Annotated in this window: 17 protein-coding genes; 12 read left to right on the forward strand and 5 right to left on the reverse strand. The window is 69.7% G+C overall.

Annotation, left to right across the window (positions count from 1 at the left end; translation table 11 throughout):
• Positions 1-76 precede the first annotated feature (76 nt).
• Positions 77-1,180 (reverse strand): TRAP transporter substrate-binding protein DctP, encoded by a 1,104-nt coding sequence (gene dctP / locus ACOOE8_RS07420; protein ID WP_420394189.1) that lies wholly within the window; start codon positions 1,178-1,180, stop codon positions 77-79.
• Positions 1,181-1,554: 374 nt separating this feature from the next.
• Between dctP and ACOOE8_RS07425 the strand changes: the two genes are divergently transcribed.
• From ACOOE8_RS07425 to ACOOE8_RS07450, 6 genes are all read left to right on the forward strand, one after another.
• On the forward strand, positions 1,555-2,838 hold the full coding sequence (locus ACOOE8_RS07425; RefSeq protein ID WP_420394190.1) for an ABC transporter substrate-binding protein: 1,284 nt from the start codon (positions 1,555-1,557) through the stop codon (positions 2,836-2,838).
• An 82-nt stretch (positions 2,839-2,920) separates the two neighbouring features.
• Positions 2,921-3,664 carry an ABC transporter ATP-binding protein gene (locus ACOOE8_RS07430; RefSeq protein WP_420394191.1) on the forward strand — a complete coding sequence of 248 codons (744 nt, stop codon included), beginning with the start codon at positions 2,921-2,923 and terminating at the stop codon, positions 3,662-3,664.
• Between the two features lie 8 nt (positions 3,665-3,672).
• Positions 3,673-4,377, forward strand: coding sequence for an ABC transporter ATP-binding protein (locus ACOOE8_RS07435; protein WP_420394656.1), 705 nt, complete (start codon positions 3,673-3,675; stop codon positions 4,375-4,377).
• Positions 4,378-4,454: 77 nt separating this feature from the next.
• On the forward strand, positions 4,455-5,327 hold the full coding sequence (locus ACOOE8_RS07440) for a branched-chain amino acid ABC transporter permease (protein WP_420394192.1): 873 nt from the start codon (positions 4,455-4,457) through the stop codon (positions 5,325-5,327).
• Positions 5,324-6,382, forward strand: a complete 1,059-nt coding sequence (locus ACOOE8_RS07445) for a branched-chain amino acid ABC transporter permease (RefSeq protein WP_420394193.1) — start codon at positions 5,324-5,326, stop codon at positions 6,380-6,382. Before ACOOE8_RS07440 ends, ACOOE8_RS07445 begins: the two co-directional genes overlap by 4 nt.
• Positions 6,379-7,134, forward strand: a complete 756-nt coding sequence (locus ACOOE8_RS07450) for a hypothetical protein (RefSeq protein ID WP_420394194.1) — start codon at positions 6,379-6,381, stop codon at positions 7,132-7,134. Before ACOOE8_RS07445 ends, ACOOE8_RS07450 begins: the two co-directional genes overlap by 4 nt.
• A gap of 4 nt (positions 7,135-7,138) precedes the next feature.
• Here ACOOE8_RS07450 and ACOOE8_RS07455 read toward each other — a convergent pair whose 3' ends face one another.
• The 4 genes from ACOOE8_RS07455 to ACOOE8_RS07470 form a co-directional block, all read right to left on the reverse strand.
• Entirely contained in the window at positions 7,139-8,422 is a 1,284-nt protein-coding gene (locus ACOOE8_RS07455; RefSeq protein WP_420394195.1) for a TRAP transporter large permease, read from the reverse strand.
• A complete protein-coding gene (locus ACOOE8_RS07460; RefSeq protein ID WP_420394196.1) occupies positions 8,419-8,931 on the reverse strand; it encodes a TRAP transporter small permease in 513 nt (170 codons plus the stop codon). The genes ACOOE8_RS07455 and ACOOE8_RS07460 overlap by 4 nt, the downstream gene beginning before the upstream one ends.
• Before the next feature lie 37 nt (positions 8,932-8,968).
• Positions 8,969-9,952 (reverse strand): TRAP transporter substrate-binding protein, encoded by a 984-nt coding sequence (locus ACOOE8_RS07465; protein WP_420394197.1) that lies wholly within the window; start codon positions 9,950-9,952, stop codon positions 8,969-8,971.
• A 93-nt stretch (positions 9,953-10,045) separates the two neighbouring features.
• Complete coding sequence (locus ACOOE8_RS07470) at positions 10,046-10,966, reverse strand: amidohydrolase family protein (protein ID WP_420394198.1); 921 nt, start codon at positions 10,964-10,966, stop codon at positions 10,046-10,048.
• A gap of 206 nt (positions 10,967-11,172) precedes the next feature.
• Here ACOOE8_RS07470 and ACOOE8_RS07475 point away from each other — a divergent pair, with 206 nt between their 5' ends.
• The 6 genes from ACOOE8_RS07475 to ACOOE8_RS07500 are packed head-to-tail and all read left to right on the forward strand — an operon-like array spanning position 11,173 to position 17,579.
• Positions 11,173-12,786: an ABC transporter substrate-binding protein gene (locus ACOOE8_RS07475; RefSeq protein ID WP_420394199.1), complete on the forward strand. Its 1,614-nt coding sequence runs from the start codon at positions 11,173-11,175 to the stop codon at positions 12,784-12,786.
• Between the two features lie 47 nt (positions 12,787-12,833).
• Positions 12,834-13,811 (forward strand): ABC transporter permease, encoded by a 978-nt coding sequence (locus ACOOE8_RS07480; protein ID WP_420394200.1) that lies wholly within the window; start codon positions 12,834-12,836, stop codon positions 13,809-13,811.
• Positions 13,808-14,701, forward strand: coding sequence for an ABC transporter permease (locus ACOOE8_RS07485; RefSeq protein ID WP_420394201.1), 894 nt, complete (start codon positions 13,808-13,810; stop codon positions 14,699-14,701). Before ACOOE8_RS07480 ends, ACOOE8_RS07485 begins: the two co-directional genes overlap by 4 nt.
• A complete protein-coding gene (locus tag ACOOE8_RS07490; RefSeq protein WP_420394202.1) occupies positions 14,698-15,669 on the forward strand; it encodes an ABC transporter ATP-binding protein in 972 nt (323 codons plus the stop codon). The genes ACOOE8_RS07485 and ACOOE8_RS07490 overlap by 4 nt, the downstream gene beginning before the upstream one ends.
• Positions 15,666-16,670, forward strand: a complete 1,005-nt coding sequence (locus tag ACOOE8_RS07495) for an ABC transporter ATP-binding protein (RefSeq protein ID WP_420394203.1) — start codon at positions 15,666-15,668, stop codon at positions 16,668-16,670. The genes ACOOE8_RS07490 and ACOOE8_RS07495 overlap by 4 nt, the downstream gene beginning before the upstream one ends.
• Before the next feature lie 9 nt (positions 16,671-16,679).
• A complete protein-coding gene (locus tag ACOOE8_RS07500) occupies positions 16,680-17,579 on the forward strand; it encodes an alpha/beta hydrolase (protein WP_420394204.1) in 900 nt (299 codons plus the stop codon).
• Positions 17,580-17,632 lie beyond the last annotated feature (53 nt).

Consider the following 17,632-nt stretch of genomic DNA (forward strand, 5'->3'; position numbering starts at 1 on the left):
TGGCTCCATCACCGGGTCCGGGGGGTCCCTGCGCGCGGCCCGGCCGTCGCGCAGGGGTTTGGACGCTTGGCTGCGATCAGATGTTCGCGGGGCGCTGGGCGAGGGTGTCGCGCGTCTCGAAGATGATCTCGAGGACCCGCTGCGTGTCCTCGTCATCCCCCGCCATCCGCTCGAGCGCTTCGGCGGAGATGCGCTTCATCTCCTCGATGTCCTCGGGCGGCAGCGCGTTGAACTCCACGCCGGCGTCCTTCATGATCTGCACCGCACGAGCGCTGTTGAACGTCGAGGTGGACGCGCGCTCCAGGGCATAGACCCGGGTGGCAAGGTTCATGACGGTCTTGAGGTCGTCCGGCAGGCTCTCATAGGCCCGCATGTTCATGAACTGGTCTTCCATGTCGAACTTGATGAGCGACGGGCCGAGGTAGAACTTCGCCACCTCGTGCAGCTTCACAGCCATGAAGCCGTCCGGCGAGCCCCAGTTCGACGCGTCGATCACCCCCGTGGACATGGCGGTGTACTGCTCTTCGCCAGGGATGGTGACGATCGAGGCGCCCTGCGCCTTCCAGATCTCGGCGCCGAGGCCGAAGCTGCGGATCTTCACGCCGTCGAAGTCGGACAGGCGGGTCATCTTCTCGCGCGACATGGTCGCGCCCCACTCGTCTGAGTAGACCGGCCCGAGGAAGTGAAGGTTCTGTTCGGCGAAGGCCTCGCGCACGATGCTCAAGAGGTCCGTCTCGTGCCACAGGTAGTCATAGTGGTCGAGCGCGGTGAACGCGAAGGGGACGCCCCAGGTCCACAGCGTGAAGGGGATCGTGCCGCGCCAGTAGACCTGTGCGGCATAGCCGATCTCGACCACGCCCTTGCCGACGGCGTCGAGCATCTCGAAGGTCGGGACGATGGCGCCCGGCGGAAAGGCCTGGATCTCGATGCGCCCGCCCGACATCTCGCGGACGCGCTCCACGTAGCGCGGCACCAGCACGTCCCACTCCGTGGTCCCCGGGCCGAGGAAGGACTGCATCCTAAAACGGAACTCCGGGCTCTGCGCCATGGCGCCGGTGGTGAGCCCTGCGGTGGCCGCAAGGCTCACCCCGGCGAGGCCTGCCTTGACCACGTCGCGGCGCCGGATCTTCTGACCGGCGACGGTGTGGACGACGCGGTCGTGATCATTCTTGGTCGCCATCTTCTCCCTCCCCTGACACCTTTATGCTTCAGCGACGCATCGCGATACCTTGGATCATCCCCGGAACTACCGTGGTTGACCCGTCCGCGCGCCGAGTTTGTGTCGAGACTAGTGGTGCTCTGCGAGCCGCGCAACGCCAAACGATCGATGGGGTCGCACCCGCTGAAGCCAGCCGAAGGCCGTGCGCGGCGACGCGGCCGTGGTCCCGGTCATCACAGCGCTAGGAGCGCGAACGCAAGTTGGCCTGTCGGCGAAGTCACCGTCACCGCGGCGTTGTGGGTGCACGGTTGATCTTCCCGGGACGTCTCTTCAAGATGGACCCCTTACGTCGAGGAAGCCGGGCGCACGATCCGGCGGGACGTTTTGGAGGAAGCATGCTCGCCAAGCTGAAGGGGGTCCTCGTCGCCGGCCTCGTCGTCGTCGCGGCTCCGGCCCTCGCCGAGGAGCTCAAGGTCGGCGTCATCTACGACCTCACCGGTCCGTTCGCGGCGGGTGGCTCGCAGGCGTCGGCCATCGGCACGCAGATCGCCATCGACATGATCAACGAGCGTGGCGGCGTCGAGGGCTACACCATCGTTCCGGTCAACGCCGACGCGCAGTCGAAGGCCGACGTCGCCATCAACGAGGCCGAGCGGCTGCTCAACGACGAGAAGGTCGACCTCATCATGGGCGTCTTCTCCTCGGCGCACTGCGTGCCGATGGCGGCCAAGGTGGACGCCGCGCAGCGGTTCATGTGGGCGAACGTCTGCGTGTCCTCGTCCGTGTTCAAGGACAAGGACCTTAAGTACGTGTTCCGTGCCCAGGTCCACTCCGACCAGTTCGGCGAAGCCTCGTGCCTCTTCATCGCCGAGAACGCCGAGGAGAAGCTCGGCACCGCCGTGGAGGACGTGCGCGTCGCCATCATCCACGAGGACGGCCCGTACGGGTCCGGCGTCGCCGAGGGGAACCGGGTGACGTGCGAGGAGCTCGGCATGCAGATCGTGCACGAGGAGGGCTACGCGGCCACCTCCACCGACCTGTCTCCGCTCGTCACCAAGCTGCGGCGCGCGCGGCCGGACGTCATCCTCCACACCGGCTACAACCCGGACATCACGCTGTTCCTGCGCCAGGCCGAGGAGCAGGGTCTGACCTGGAAGGCGCTGATCGGCCACGGCGCCGGCTACGGCCAGATCGACAAGCTGATGGAGACCTTCGGCGAGGACGCCAACTACATCTACAACGTCGACCCCGCCGCCGCGCAGCTCCTCGATCCGGCGACGCTGTCGGAGGGCCTGGGCGAGGTCACCGCCGAGATGGTCCGGCGGTACAAGGATCAGACCGACGTGCAGGAGGTGCCGCCGCACGCCTCCATGGGCTTCAACCAGTCCTGGATCCTATTCACCGACGTCCTGCCGCGCGCCATCAAGGACCACGGCGGCGTCGACCCCGAGGCGCTGCGTCAGGCGGCGTTGGAGACCGACATCCCCGAGGGCGGCACGATCCAGGGCTACGGGGTGAAGTTCAACCCGCCGGGCGACCCCATGGCCGGGCAGAACGCGCGCTCGAGCCCCGTCGTCATGCAGTACATCGACGGCGAGACCAAGATCGTCTGGCCAGAAGCGATCCAGACCGTCGAGCCGGTGCTGCCGCTCCCCTCCGATCACGCCTACGCGAACTAGCATCCCGACGCCGGCGAGCCGACGGACCCTCCGTCGGCCCGCGGGCCCGGCGCCGTTCGTGCGCCGGCGGGACGCGCCAGGCATGGCCAAGCTCACGGTCTCCGGGCTCACCAAGACGTTCGGTGGCTTCACCGCCATCAAGGACGTGGCGTTCGAGGTGGAGGAGGGCGAGATCCTCGGCCTCATCGGTCCGAACGGCTCGGGCAAGAGCACGACGTTCAACTGCATCGCCGGCATGCTCAACCCGACCGCCGGCACGGTGGTGTTCGAGGGCCGCACGATCGGCGGCCTGCCGGCGCACGCGGTCTGCCGCGCGGGCATCGGACGCACGTACCAGATCCCGCGGCCGTTTCATAACCTGTCGCTCGTCGAGAACGTCGCGCTGTCGTCCTACTTCGGGCAGGGCAAGGACGTGACGCGCGCCACTGCTTGGGAGCAGGCGCAAGAGGCGCTGTCCATCGTCGGGCTGCCGACGGACCCGGCCGCGCGCACCGACGGGCTCAACGCCTCCGCGTTGAAGAAGCTCGAGCTCGCCCGGGCACTCGCCACCCAACCGCGCCTCCTGTTGGCCGACGAGAGCCTCAACGGGCTCGACCACGGCGAGATGGACCAGGCGGCCGACATGCTGGACCGCGTCCGCCGCGAGCGCGGCATCACCATCGTGTGGGTCGAGCACATCATGGGCGTCCTCATGCGCGTGGTCGATCGCGTCGTCGTGCTCGACCATGGCGAGGTGATCTTCGACGGCGCGCCGGAGGCCGCCCAGGCCGACCGCAAGGTGGTCGAGGTCTACCTCGGCACCGACGCGGACGCGGAGGTCGCGTGAGCGCGGCCATGCTCGAGCTCGAGGGCGTCGGCGCCGGCTACGGGCAGTTCCAGGCGTTGTTCGACCTCTCCATGCGCGTCGAGGCGGGCGAGGCCGTCGCCGTCATCGGTGCCAACGGCGCCGGCAAGACGACGCTCCTGCGCGTCATCTCGGGGATGCTGCCGGCGCGTGCGGGCACCATCGTCATGGAGGGCGTCGACCTCAAAGCGACGCCGCCGCACAGGATCATCGAGACCGGCATCGCGCATGTGCCGGAGAGCCGGCGGCTGTTCCCGCGCCTGACGGTGGAGGACAACCTGCGCATGGGCGCCTTCACCAAGGCCGCGCGCGACAGGTTCCGCGAGCGGCTCGACTACGTCTACGAGCTGTTCCCGCGGCTTCGGGAGCGTCGGCAGCAGCTCGCCGGCACGATGTCCGGCGGCGAGCAGCAGATGTGCGCCATCGCCCGCGCGCTGATGAGCGGCCCCAAGCTCGTCCTCCTCGACGAGCCGTCCATGGGCCTCGCCCCGGTGATCGTGCGCCAGGTGTTCGACCTCGTGCGCCGCATCCGGGCGGAGGGCTACACCGTGCTCATCGTCGAGCAGAACGTGCGCCAGGTGCTCGCGGTCGCCGACCGCGCGTACCTCCTTGAGGTCGGCCGCATCGAGGCGCAGGGCACGTCGGCCGAGCTCCTCGCCTCGGACGAGGTCCAGCGCTCGTACATGGGCCTATGAGGCGAGCCCCCACCCCTGCCGCGGGACGGGCCGGGAGCCGCAGCAGCGCGGCCGATCCACCGTGCGGAGACCCGTAGATGGACTGCTCGCTCGACATCTTCTTCCTGGAAGCGGTGCTGAACGGCTTCCTGCTCGCCGGACTGCTCGCGCTCCTCGCGCTGGGGCTCAACCTCATCTTCGGCGTCATCGACGTGGTGTGGATCTGCTACGCCGAGCTCGTCATGGTCGGCATGTACGGGATCTTCTACGCCAACCAGACCTTCGGCCTGCCGTTGCCCGCCGCGATCGTGGTCGGCATCGCACTCGTCGCGGTGGCGGGGCTCATCCTGCACACGGTCGTCATCCGCCCGGTGCTGGACAGCGCGCCGATCAACCAGCTCCTCGTGACCGGCGGGGTGCTCTTCTTCCTTCAGGCCGCGGCGACGATGGCGTTCGGCATCGAGTTCAAGAACCTCGGCATCCGGCTCGGCTCGGTCTCCGTCGCCGACATGTACTTCTCGTGGAGCCGGATCATCACGTTCGGCGTGGCGCTCGCCGCCATGGTGGCGCTGTGGCAGTTCCTGCGTCGCACCTACATCGGCACCGCGATCCGCGCCATCAGCCAGGACCGCCAGATCATGCCGCTGATGGGCGTCGACAGCCGGCGGGTCTACCTCGTGACGTCGGCGATCGGCGGTGGGCTCGCCGGCCTCGCCGCCTCGCTGATGGTTCTGCAGTACGACATCTACCCGCAGATCGGCCTGCAGTTCGGTCCGCTCACCTTCATGATCTGCGTGCTGGGCGGGCTTGGCAACATGGTCGGCGGGTTCGTCGCGGCGTTCATCATCGCGCAGTTCATCACCATCGGCGGCTCGTGCTTTGCCACCGAGTGGGGCTACGCCATCGCCTTCCTGTTCTTCATCCTCGTCATGTTCATCCGCCCGCAGGGCCTGTTCGGGACCAAGGCATGACGCCCGCCTCGGGGACCGCCGCGGCGCCGGCGACGCGCCTGCGCATCAACCCGTTCTACGTCGTGGGCCTTGCGGCGCTCGTGGCGCTGCCGTTCATCTTGGACGCGATCTACCCGGTCAGCTCGCGATACTACCTGCACCTTGCGGTGCAGATCCTGTTCTGGGCGTTCATCTACACCGGCTGGTCGCTGATGGGCCGGTTCGGCCTCGTCTCCCTGGGTCACGGTGCGTTCACCGGCATCGGCGCCTACGTGACGGTCCTTCTGTGGAACGATGCCGGGCTGACACCGCTCATCGGCATCCCGGTCGCGGTCGCGGCGGCCGTCCTCGTCAGCCAGATCGTCGGCTACCCGAGCTTTCGCCAGCGCATCCGCGGGCACTACTTCGCGCTCCTCACGCTGGCCCTCACCGAGTTCGTGCGCCTCGCCATCGTCGGGCTGCGCGACGTCACCGGGGGGTCGCTCGGCACCCAGCCCGACCGCGCGGGCGACGGCATCTCGCTCGTCGCCGTGCAGTTCGAGCCGGACAGGGTGCTCGCCTACTTCGTGGCGCTCGCGACCTGGATCGTCGGGCTCTACGTCTGGCACCGCGTCGACCGCTCCATGGACCGCTACGCGCTGGAGGCGGCCAACGTGGACGAGGACGCCGCCGCCTCCGTCGGCATCGACGTCACCCGCGAGAAGCTGAAGGTGACGGCGATCTCGGCGGGGATGTGCGCGTTCGGCGGCGCGATGTTCGGCCAGTACCAGATGTACATCGGTCCGGACACCATCGCCGGGCTCGCGATCTCGCTCAACATCGTGTTCGCGTGCATCGTCGGCGGCGTCGGCGTCATGCTCGGCCCGACCCTCGGCGCGCTGCTGACGCAAATGCTGGCGGAGACGCTGCGCGTCGGCATCGCGTCCAGCGAGACGCTGCGCTCCGCGCTCGGCTCGAGCGCGCTCGCCCTCGACACGGCGATCTACGGGCTGCTGCTCATCGTCTTCATCATCTACATGCCGAAGGGGATCCTCGGCACGGTGCAGGACCGCTTCGGCAGGGGACGGCGGCGATGAGCGACACACGGGAGTTTGGACCAGGGGACTATCGCTACGCGCCGGGGGTCGCGCAGTACTCGGCGGGCGTGGTGGCGCAACCCGGCTTCGAGCTCGTCCACGCCCGCTTCGCGCGGCCGGTTGCCCTGGAAGAGGGCTTCGCCCGGATCGCGGACCACCTCGAGGCGGCGGATCGCCGCTGCACCGCGTTCGCCGCCTGCGAGCTGCGCTCACCAGGGCAGTTCACCGAGGACGGCTTCCGCGCCTTCAACGAGCTCTACATCGGCGTCCTAGCCGACTGGGGCATCGTGAGGGACGGGGTCAACCCGGTGGCGCGCTCGAACGTGTGTCCCAAGCTTGCACCGCCATCCGAGCCGTCCTTCCACGCCTTCGCCTACACCCGTCCGGCCGCGGACGCCGCGCCGACGACGTGCGTGGTCGCCGGCAGCGGGGAGGTCCCGGAGGGGCACGCCACGTACCGCGACCACATCGTCGCGCCCGGCGACGTGTCGCCGGACGGCATGCGGGCGAAGGCGCGGCACGTCGTCGGCGAGATGCGGCGCCGGCTCGCGACGCTGGGGGTCGCGCCGGCGGACGTGACGGCCGCGCAGGTCTACACCGTGGAGCCGGTGCACGGGCTGATGGAGACCGAGCTCATCCCCGGCGAGCTCGCCGGCCACGGGCTCACCTGGCACTACTGCCGCCCGCCCATCGAGGGTCTCGCCTTCGAGATGGACTGCCGCAAGGTCCACACCGAGCTCGTCATCGGCTGAACGATCAGCGCAGCAGCGACGGCAGGGCGAGCGTCAGCGCCGGGACGAAGGTGATGGCAATGAGCACGGCGAGCTGCACGAGGAGGAGCGGCCAGATCGACAGCGAGATGCGCTCGATGGACAGGCCGGAGATCGCCGAGCCGACGAACAGGGAGTAGCCGAACGGCGGCGTCGCCATGCCGATGGCGAAGTTGATGACGACGATCGCCCCGAGGTGGATGGGGTCGAGGCCGAGCTGCGCACCCAACCCCGTCAGCACGCTGCCGAGGATGATCATCGCTGCGATGTTGTCCATGATCGCGCCGATGAAGAGCAGCGTCACGTTGAGCAGGAGCAGGATCACGACCGGGCTGTCGCTCACCGAGAGGACCGCGGCGGCGAGCGCCGCGGGCACGCGCTCGGACGCCACCAGCCAGCCGAAGGCCGCGGCGGTGGCGATGATGAGGCAGATGATCGCCGTCGTGCGCATCGCGCCGAGCACGATGCCGTAGAGGTCGGCGACCCCGATCTCCCGGTGGACCAGGAGGCCGACGGCGAGCCCGTAGAACACGCCCACGGCGGCCGCCTCCGTCGGCGTGAACACGCCGCCGTAGATGCCGCCGAGGATGAGGACGGGGGCGGCGAGCGCCCACTTGCCGTCCCACAGCGCGGCGCCGAGCTCGCGGCGCGTCGCGCGGGCGGACGCGCGGGGAACGTCCATGCGCCGCGCCGCGACGGCGCAGGCGACCATGAAGGCGGCCGCGATGAGGAGCCCCGGCACGACGCCAGCGAGGAACAGCTCGCTGATCGACTGCTCCGAGACGACGCCCCAGATGACCATCGGGATCGACGGCGGGATCATCTGCCCGATGGGGCCGGACGCCGTCGCGAGCGCGGTGGCGAAGCCGCGGCCGTAGCCGTGCCGCTCCATCTCGGGGATCATGATCTGCCCCACCGCGGCCGTCGTCGCCGGCGCCGAGCCGGAGATCGCGGCGAAGAAGGTGGCGGACACGACCGTCACCATGCCGAGCCCGCCGGTGATGTGCCCGACCAGCGCTTGGCCGACGCGGATCAGCCGGCGCGACAGGCCGCCCCGCATCATGAGGTCGCCGGTGAGGACGAAGCCCGGGATGGCGAGGAGGGTGAAGATCTGCGTGCCGGAGATCACCCGCTGCGCGAGCACCACCTGCGGCACGTCGGCGACCCAAAGTCCGATGGCGGCGGCGAGGCCGAGGCAGAACGCGATGGGGACGCCGAAGAGAAGAAGCCCGCCGAACGCAGCCACGAGGGCGATGGCGGTCGCGCTCAACGCGCCTCCTCCGGTGGCGGTCCGAGCGCCGGCGCCTCCGCCGTCGCCGGACCCAGGAGGCGGGCGAGGGCGTGCAGCGCCACGAGCGCTCCTGCCACCGGCGCCGCGGCGTGCAGCAGCTCGATGGGGAAGCGCACCGCCGCGGAAACCTGCCCGAGCGTGCGATCCACATAGTCGACGCCGGACACGACGAGGAGGAGGCCGAACGCGAGGACGAGGAGGCTCGTCAGGCGCTCCAACGGGCGTCGAAGGCCCGCCGGCAGCGCGCCGACGAGGAGCGTGAGGCGCACGTGGAAGCCCTCGCGCACGCCGAGGCTCCCCGCAAGGAGCACGATCCAGGTGAACAGGAAGAGCGCGAGCTCCTCCGTCCACGACGTCGCCTGGCCGACGAAGTAGCGCATGACGACCTGCAGCACGAGGCTGCCCATGCAGGCCGCCGTCATCGCCACGATGAGGACCGCGCTTGCACGGGCCGCCAGCGCGGAGGCGCGCTCGATCAGCGTGACCATCGCCTAGTCCGTGCCGAGGCGCACCGGGCCCTGTCGGTCATTCGACCGCGGCGAGCGCCTTGTCGAACAACTCGGCGCCGACCTCGTCGCGGAACCGGTCGTACACCGGCCGCACAAGCTCGCGGAACGCTGCCGGATCGGCGACCTCGTTGACGGTCATGCCCTCCGCGCGCAAAGCCTCGACGATGGAGGCAGCATCCTCGCCCACCTTCGCGCGCTGCCGGTCGGCGGCGATGCGGGCCGCCTCGCGCACCGTCGCCTGCTCCTCCTCGCTCAAGCCCTGGTAGGTGCGCTGGGACATCAGGAGGCCGAGCGCGGAGTAGGTGTGCCGCGTCAGGGACAAGTACTCGACCACGTCCGCGTAGTTGTTGCTCTTGATCACCGCGACCGGGATCTCGAGCCCGTCGATCGTCCCCTGTTGGACCGCGGTGTAGACCTCACCCCAAGCCATCGGCACCGCGTTGCCGCCGAGCGACTGGAACATCTCGATGAAGACGGGGTTCTGCATCACCCTGTACTTGACGCCCTCGACGTCGGCCGGCGCCGTCACGGGCTTGGCGTTGTTCAGCATGTGACGGAAGCCGCCCTCGGCGAACGCAAGCCCGACGATGCCGTCGTCCTCCAGGGCGCGGAGGAGGGTCTCACCCACCTCACCATCCAGCACCTCGTGCGCCTGCGCCTCGCTGGCGTAGAGGAACGGCATGTCGTTCAGCTGGAAGGTCGGCTCGACGTTGGCGATGACGGCGTTGGTGATGACCGCGACGTCGAGCGTCCCGAAGGCGAGGCCCTCCAGCATCTCCTTCTCGTCGCCGAGCTGACGGTTGGGGAAGAACTCGACCTCGAACGCGCCCGGAGACAGCTCCTCGAGCGCGCCGGCGAACTCCCGCGCGGCGATCGCGTAGGGGTCGCCCTCGCCGTCCGACGTCGTCCAGCCGACGCGCAGGGTCGTCTGCGCGAGCGCCGAGGTCGCGAGCAGGCTCGCCGCCAGGGCGAAGGGAATGAGGGCTTTGTAGTGACGCATGAGGGATCCTCCCGGTGGTGTTCTCGCGGCCCCGCCGGTCGCACCGTTCGGCCGCGCTTTGGGACATCGCCGCCGGCCGGACGTCGCGCCCGCTCACGGGGCCGGCGGCTCGAAGTCGTAGAGCGTCCAGGCGTTGGTCGTCAAAATCCGGTCGCGGGTCGCCGTGTCCGGCGTCCAATCCTCGAGCATCGACAGGAGCGCGCCGTCGTTCGGCATCAAAATGTCGACGCTCGGGTGCGGCCAGTCGCTTGCCCAGACCACGCGCTCGGGGTTCGCGGCGACGATCGCCCGCGCATGGGTGCCGACGTCGTCGTAGGGCAGGCGAGGGAGTCCGGTGATGCGGTAGGCGCCCGACAGCTTGGCCCACGCGCGACCTTCGGCGATGAGCCGCAGCATCGCCGCGACGCCGGGATCGCCCTCAGCCTTCGCCACGGGGACGTGGCCCATGTGGTCGAACACCACGGGGACAGGAAGCTCCGCGAGCGTCGCGGCAAGGTCGCCGAACGTCGACACGTCGATGAGGAGCTGGACGTGCCAGCCGAGCGGCGCGATGCGGGCGCACAGCCTCGTAAGGTCGGCCATCCCCGTGCCGCCAGCGAACAGCAGGTTGATGCGCACGCCACGCACGCCGAGATCGTGCATGCGCCGGAGCTCGGCGTCCGCGACGTCCCCTTCAACCACCGCGACGCCGCGGAGCGCTCCGGGGTCGGCGGCGAGCCCGTCGAGCATGGCGGTGTTGTCCGTGCCGTAGACGCTCGGCTGGACGAGGACGCCGCGGGACAGGCCCAGCGTCGCCAGCATGGCCCGGTACGCCTCGAGCGGCGCGTCGGGCGGCGTGTAGGAGCGATCGGCGACGTAGGCGTACCGGGCGGCGGGGCCGAAGACGTGGGCGTGGCAGTCCACCGCGCCGTCGGGCGGCGTGAAGCGTGCCGGCGTGGGGTTCGGGTCCGGCGGCTGGCACGCCGGGATCGTCCGCTCCGCGCCGGCCTCGGAGCCTTGATTGTTCGCCGTCATCCCTCGCCTCCGGTCCGAGCCCGGCCCCGACGAGGGGCCCCATGCTAGTGGAGCGTATCGCACGCGCATTGGCCCGTTGAGCAGCGCGAAGTTTTGTGCCGTGATGATGCGAGCGCTCGCTTAGGGCGGGACGCCGGCGCGGCGCGCTCGGCGTGCCGCTTGCATGACGACCGCCGAACCCGCACCGGAACTAGAGAGGGCCGCCCATGATCCGACGCTCCCGTCTGCTCCTCGCCGTCTCGGCAGCGGTGCTCTTGCCCGCGACCGCGTCCGCCGAGACGCTCAACGTCGGGCTCGGCTCGGAGCCGACCGCGGTGGACCCGCACTACCACGACCTCGGACCGAACAACGCCATGGTCGAGCACATCTTCGAGGCGCTGGTCGCGCACGACAAGGACCTCAAGATCGTCCCCGAGCTCGCCACCGAGTGGGAGCGGAGGGACGACAACACCTGGGTGTTCACCCTGCGCGAGGGCGTCACCTTCTCCAACGGCGAGCCGTTCACCGCCAAGGACGTCATCTTCACCCTGTGCCGCGTCCTCAACAACGAGACCGGGCAGGGGTCCTTCACCGACGTCGCGAGCAACACCGAGAGCCTCGTCGCCGAGGGCGAGACGACGCTCGTCGTGACGACGAAGGTGCCCGAGCCGCTGCTCCTCGCCGAGCTCACCGACATCCCGATCCTCTCGAGCTCCATCGTGGAGCACGGCGAGCTGACGTTCGATCCGGCCAACGGGTGCGGCGTCACCGGCGCGTGGCCGACGGTGGAGCAGTTCAACGACGGCAGCGTCGCCATCGGCACCGGCCCCTACGCCCTCGAGGACTACACGAAGGGTGACTCGATCACCCTGTCGGCCAACGAGACTTACTGGGGCGAGGCGCCGGCGTTCGAGACGGTCGTCTTCACCGCCGTGCCGAGCGACGGGCCGCGCCTCGCGGGCCTGCTCGCGGGCGACTACGACCTCATCGAGAACCCGGCGCCGCGCGACCTGCCGCGCATCGAGGAGAACCCGAACCTCGACTACGTCGTCACGCCGTCGAACCGGGTGATCTTCCTGCAGATGGACACCTACAGGGACGTCGGCGAGAGCCCGACCTTGGAGGCGGAGGGCGAGAACCCGTTCAAGGACGTGCGCGTGCGCCGGGCGATCTCCAAGGCCATCGACCGCGACGCCATCGTGGAGCGCATCATGGACGGCGTCGCGACGCCGGCCTACCAGTACCTGCCCGACTCTATGTTCGGAGCCCTGCCCGAGCCGCCGGTGCTCGAGTACGATCCCGAGGAGGCCAAGCGCCTGCTCGCGGAGGCGGGTTACCCGGACGGCTTCAAGGTGACGCTCGCGACGCCCAACGACCGCTACATCAACGACGAGCGCGTCGCCCAGGCGGTGGCGCAGTTCCTCGCCAGGATCGGCATCGACGCGAGCGTCGACGCCATGTCGCGCTCGGTGTTCTTCCCCAAGCGGCGCGAGCGCGCGTTCTCCATGTCTATGGCCGGATGGGGCTCCTCCACGGGCGAGGCCTCGTCCTTCCTGCGCGCGTTCGTGGTGACCGAGGACCCGGAGCGCGACGTCGGCGGCTCGAACTACGGCGGCTACACCAGCGAGAAGTTCGACACCGTCTTCCTGCCCGCCATCGAGAGCATGGACGAGGCGGAGCGCGAGCAGGGGCTGATGGACTCCATGAAGGTCGCGCTCGAGGAGATGCCGCTGATCCCGCTGCACTACGAGAGCTCGACCTGGGCATTCCGCGATGGGATCTCCTATCCCGGCCGCGCCGACCAGGCGACGATCGTGATGGATGTCGAGGTCGAGGGCTGACGCCGACGAGCGGGGCCGTGCCCACCCCGGCCCTGCACTGACCCGCCATGACGCTCTACATCATCCGCCGGCTCATCCAGAGCAGCGTCGTGCTCCTTCTCACGTCGCTGGTCGTCTTCTTCGGCGTCTACGCCGTCGGCGACCCCGTGGAGATCCTGATCAACCCCGAGGCGAGCGCGGCGGAGCGGGCGCTCCTCATCGCTCGCCTCGGCCTCGATCAGCCGATCCTCGTCCAGTACTTCGTCTTTCTGGGCAACGCGCTGCAGGGCGACCTCGGCACCTCGTTCGTGCACGGGGTGCCGGCGCTGGAGCTGATCTTGGATCGCTTCCCCGCCACGTTGGAGCTCGTCGTCGTCGCGCTCCTCCTGTCCATCGCCGTCGGCCTCCCCCTCGGCCTCGTGGCAGGGCTGCGCCCGAAGTCCGCAACGAGCGGGGCGATCCTCACCGGCTCCATCCTCGGCTTCAGCCTGCCGAACTTCTGGCAGGGGATGATCCTCATCCTCTTCTTCTCGGTGTGGCTCGGCTGGCTGCCGGCGGCCGGGCGCGGCGAGACGGTTGAGGTGCTCGGCGTACGCCTTAGCCTGTTCACCGCGGACGGGTGGAGCCACGTCCTCCTGCCCGCGCTGAACCTTGCGGTGTTCCAGATGGCGCTCGTCATCCGCCTCGCGGCCTCGGGGACGGCGGAGGCGCGGCTGCAGGACTACGTGCGCTTCGCCCGCGCCAAGGGGGTGCGACCGCGGCGCATCGTCCGCGTGCACATCCTGAAGAACATCCTCATTCCCATCGTCACCATCCTCGGTGTGGAGTTCGGCGGCCTCGTCGCCTTCTCCACGATCACCGAGACGGTGTTCGCGTGGCCGGGCATGGGCAAGCTCCTCATCGACTCCATCTACCTCCTCGACCGGCCGGTGGTGGTCGCCTACCTCCTCCTCATCACCCTCTTGTTCGTCACGGTGAACCTCGTCGTCGACGTCGCCTACGCCGCGCTCGACCCGCGGGTGAAGCTCGCCGGAGAGACCGCGTGAGCGAGACCGCCGTCGCCCTTGCGCCGCCGCGGCGCAAGCCGCGCTGGCGCAAGTACTTCGCCTCACCTCGGGCCACGGTCGGCTTCGTCGTGTTCGCGCTCTTCCTTGGAGCGGCGACCTTCGCGCCATGGATCGCGCCGCAGGACCCCTACGACCTCGCTACCATCTCGATCTTCGACAGTCGGCTCGAGCCCGGCACCGTAGGCGACGGTGGGCTCTACATCCTCGGCACGGACGACCAGGGGCGGGACATGCTGAGCGCTATCCTCTACGGCCTGCGCATCAGCCTGACGGTGGGGCTCCTCGCCACGTTCGTCGCGACGGTCATCGGCGTCGTCGTCGGGCTGATCGCGGCCTACGTGGGCGGCTGGGTCGAGACGGTGCTGATGCGCCTCGTGGACTTCATGCTCGGCTTCCCGGCCATCCTCGTCGCGCTCGTCCTCCTCGCGGTGCTGGGGCAGGGCGTCGACAAGGTCATCATCGCGATCATCGCCGTGCAATGGGCGCAGTACGCGCGCATCCTGCGCTCGTCGGCGCTGTCCGAGCAGCGCCGCGAATACATCGAGGCGGCGCGCAACTTCGGCTTCTCGCCCTGGCGCATCATGGCGCTGCACCTGTTGCCGAACTGCCTCGGTCCCGTCCTCGTGGTGGCGACGATCCAGGTGGCGAGCGCCATCTCCATCGAGGCGACGCTGTCCTTCCTCGGCCTCGGCGTGCCGATCACCGAGCCCTCGCTCGGGCTCCTCATCGCCAACGGGTTCGACTACCTCCTGTCCGGCCAGTACTGGATCAGCTTCTACCCGGGCTTCGCTTTGCTCGCGCTGATCGCCTCGATCAACCTCATCGGCGACCGCGCGCGCGAGCTGCTCAACCCGCGGCTCGCCGTATGACGACACCGCTGCTCGAGGTCGCCGGCCTCACCACGGTGTTCCACACGGAGGACGGCACGCTCACCGCAATCGACGACGTGTCGCTCACCGTGGCGCCGGGGGAGATCGTCGGTCTCGTGGGCGAATCGGGCTCTGGCAAGTCTGTGACCGGCTTCTCGATCATGGGGCTCGTCGACCGGCCGGGTGAGATCGTCGCCGGCGCGGTGCGGTTCCGCGGCGAGGACCTCGTGACGAAGAGCGAGGCGGAGCTGCGCCGGCTGCGTGGGTCGGCCATCTCGATGATCTTCCAGGACCCGCTGATGACGCTGAACCCGGTCCTGCGCATCGACACGCAGATGATCGAGGCGGTGCGCGAGCACGAGGACGTCTCGCGCGGCGAGGCGCTGCGGCGCTGCGCGGCGGCGCTGGAGCGGGTCGGCATCGCCTCTGCCTCGGACCGGCTGCGGAGCTACCCGCACGAGTTCTCCGGCGGGATGCGTCAGCGCGTCGCCATCGCCATCGCGATGATCAACCGGCCGGACCTCATCATCGCCGACGAGCCGACGACGGCGCTCGACGTCACGATCCAGGGCCAGATCCTCGCCGAGATGCAGTCCCTGTGCGAGGAGACGGGGACCGCGCTCATCTGGATCACCCACGACCTCGGCGTGATCGCCGGCCTCGCCCAGCGCATCGCGGTGATGTACGCCGGCCGCATCGTGGAGAGCGGCACGGTGGACGGTGTGCTCGATGCGCCGCGACACCCCTACACGATGGGCCTCATCCAGTCGGTGCCGAGCGAGGACGTGCGTGGGCGCCGGCTCGCGCAGATCGAGGGCTCGGCACCACCGCTTTCGGCTCGGCCGTCCGGCTGCGCCTTCCACCCGCGCTGCACGCGAAGGCTGCCGGTCTGCTCGCGGACCTGGCCGGAGCCGACGGTGGCACCGGACGGGCACCTCTTCCTGTGCCACAACCCGATCCCGGCGTGAGCGCGTCGTCCGGACTGCTGACGCTCGCAGGCGTGACGAAGCGCTTCGAGCGACAGCCCGACGTCGCCGAGCGTCTGCTCGCCGCGTTCGGTCGCCCCATCGACCGGCGGACGGTCCACGCCGTGACGGACGTCGACCTTTCCATCGACCAGGGCAGCGTCGTGGGGCTCGTCGGTGAGTCGGGTTGCGGGAAGTCGACGCTGGGACGCCTCGTTTCCGGCCTTCTGAGGCCCAGCAGCGGCGTGGTGACCTACGCGGGCCAGGACATCGCGGAGATGACGGCGCGCGAGCGTGTGGCGACCACGCTGAAGATCCAGATGATCTTCCAAGACCCGTTCGCCTCGCTGAACCCCCGGCACCGGGTGCGTCGCATCGTCGGCGAGGCGGTGCGCGTGCACGGGCTCGCGGCCGGCCGCGAGGTCGGCGAGCGGGTCGACCGGGCCCTGGCGGAGGTCGGGCTCGACGGCTCCTACCGGGACCGCTACCCGCACGAGTTCTCCGGCGGACAGCGCCAGCGCATCGGCATCGCGCGGGCGCTCGCCGTCGAGCCGATGTTCCTCGTTTGCGACGAGCCGGTGGCCGCGCTCGACGTGTCGATCCAGGCGCAGGTCATCAACCTCTTCATGGACCTGCGCGATCGTCGCGGACTGACGTACCTCTTCATCAGCCACGACCTGTCGGTGGTGCGCCACATCAGCGACGTCGTCGCCATCATGTACCTCGGCCGCATCGTCGAGCTTGCGCCGAGCGCGGAGATCTTCGCCCGCGCCAACCACCCCTACACCCAGGCGCTGGTCGAGGAGATCCCGCGGCTCGACCGCCGGCGGCAGCGCTTTTCCGCCATCAAGGGCGAGCTCCCCTCGCCGCTCGCGCCGCCGCCGGGCTGCGCGTTCCACCCGCGCTGCCCGCACGCCATGCCGATCTGCCGCGAGGAACGGCCGGCCCTCCTCGCGGTCGCGCCCGGCCACACCTCCGCCTGCCACCTCAACACCACGGGCTGACCCCAAGCGATGACCGCACAAAACCCCGTCCCCGACGTTCCCCTGGAGACGCTCGACGCACTGGAGCGCGCCGGGCCCGCCACCATCACCTTCACGGACCGCGAGAACCCCGACCGGGCGATCACGTTGTGGACGTTCCGCCCCGACGGCTGGGCGCCCGGCGGGCCGCTCGTCGTCGTCCAGCACGGCATGGGTCGCAACGGCTGGGACTATCGGGACTTCTGGATCGAGCCGGCGGAGCGCCACGGCCTCCTCGTCGTGACGCCGACGTTCAGCAACGAGGCCTGGCCAACGCACGACGCCTACAACAACGGCCTCGTGCGCGACGAGGCGTGTCGCGTGCGCCCAGCCGCCTCTTGGACCTACGCCGTCCTGCCCCGCATCCTGACCGCGCTCGCCGAGCGCGCATCGATCCGCCCCGGCGAGGCTTCGCTCTACGGCCACTCCGCCGGCGGCCAGTTCGTGCACCGCTTCCTGACGACGCAGCGCACGATGCCGTTCGCCCGCATCACCGCGGCCAACGCGGGCTGGTACACCCTGCCGACGTTGGAGGCGGACTTTCCGGCCGGGCTCGGCGGCGTCGGACTCGGCGAGGACGACCTCGCCCGCCTCCTCGCGTTCCCGCTGACGATCCTCGCCGGCGCGGAGGACAACGCGACGAACGACACGAACCTTCCGCACAACCCCGAGGCCCTCGCCCAAGGGCCGCACCGCTTCGCCCGCGCCCACGCCTACTACGACGCAGGCAAGGCTGAGGCCGAGCGCCGCGGCCTGCCGTTCGGCTGGCAGCTCGTCCCCGTGCCTAGGATCGGTCACGACGGCGACGCGATGTCGAAGGTCGCCGCAAGCCTGTGGTTCGATGGCACGATGCCCGACCTCACCCGGCTCGCCGGCCGCCACGCGCTCTAGGCTCCGGCCCTAACCATTTTTCTTACCAAAACCCCTCAAGCTGTCCGCAGCGT

Origin of the sequence: Acuticoccus sp. (genome assembly GCF_965213555.1) — a bacterium.
Classification (GTDB): domain Bacteria; phylum Pseudomonadota; class Alphaproteobacteria; order Rhizobiales; family Amorphaceae; genus Acuticoccus.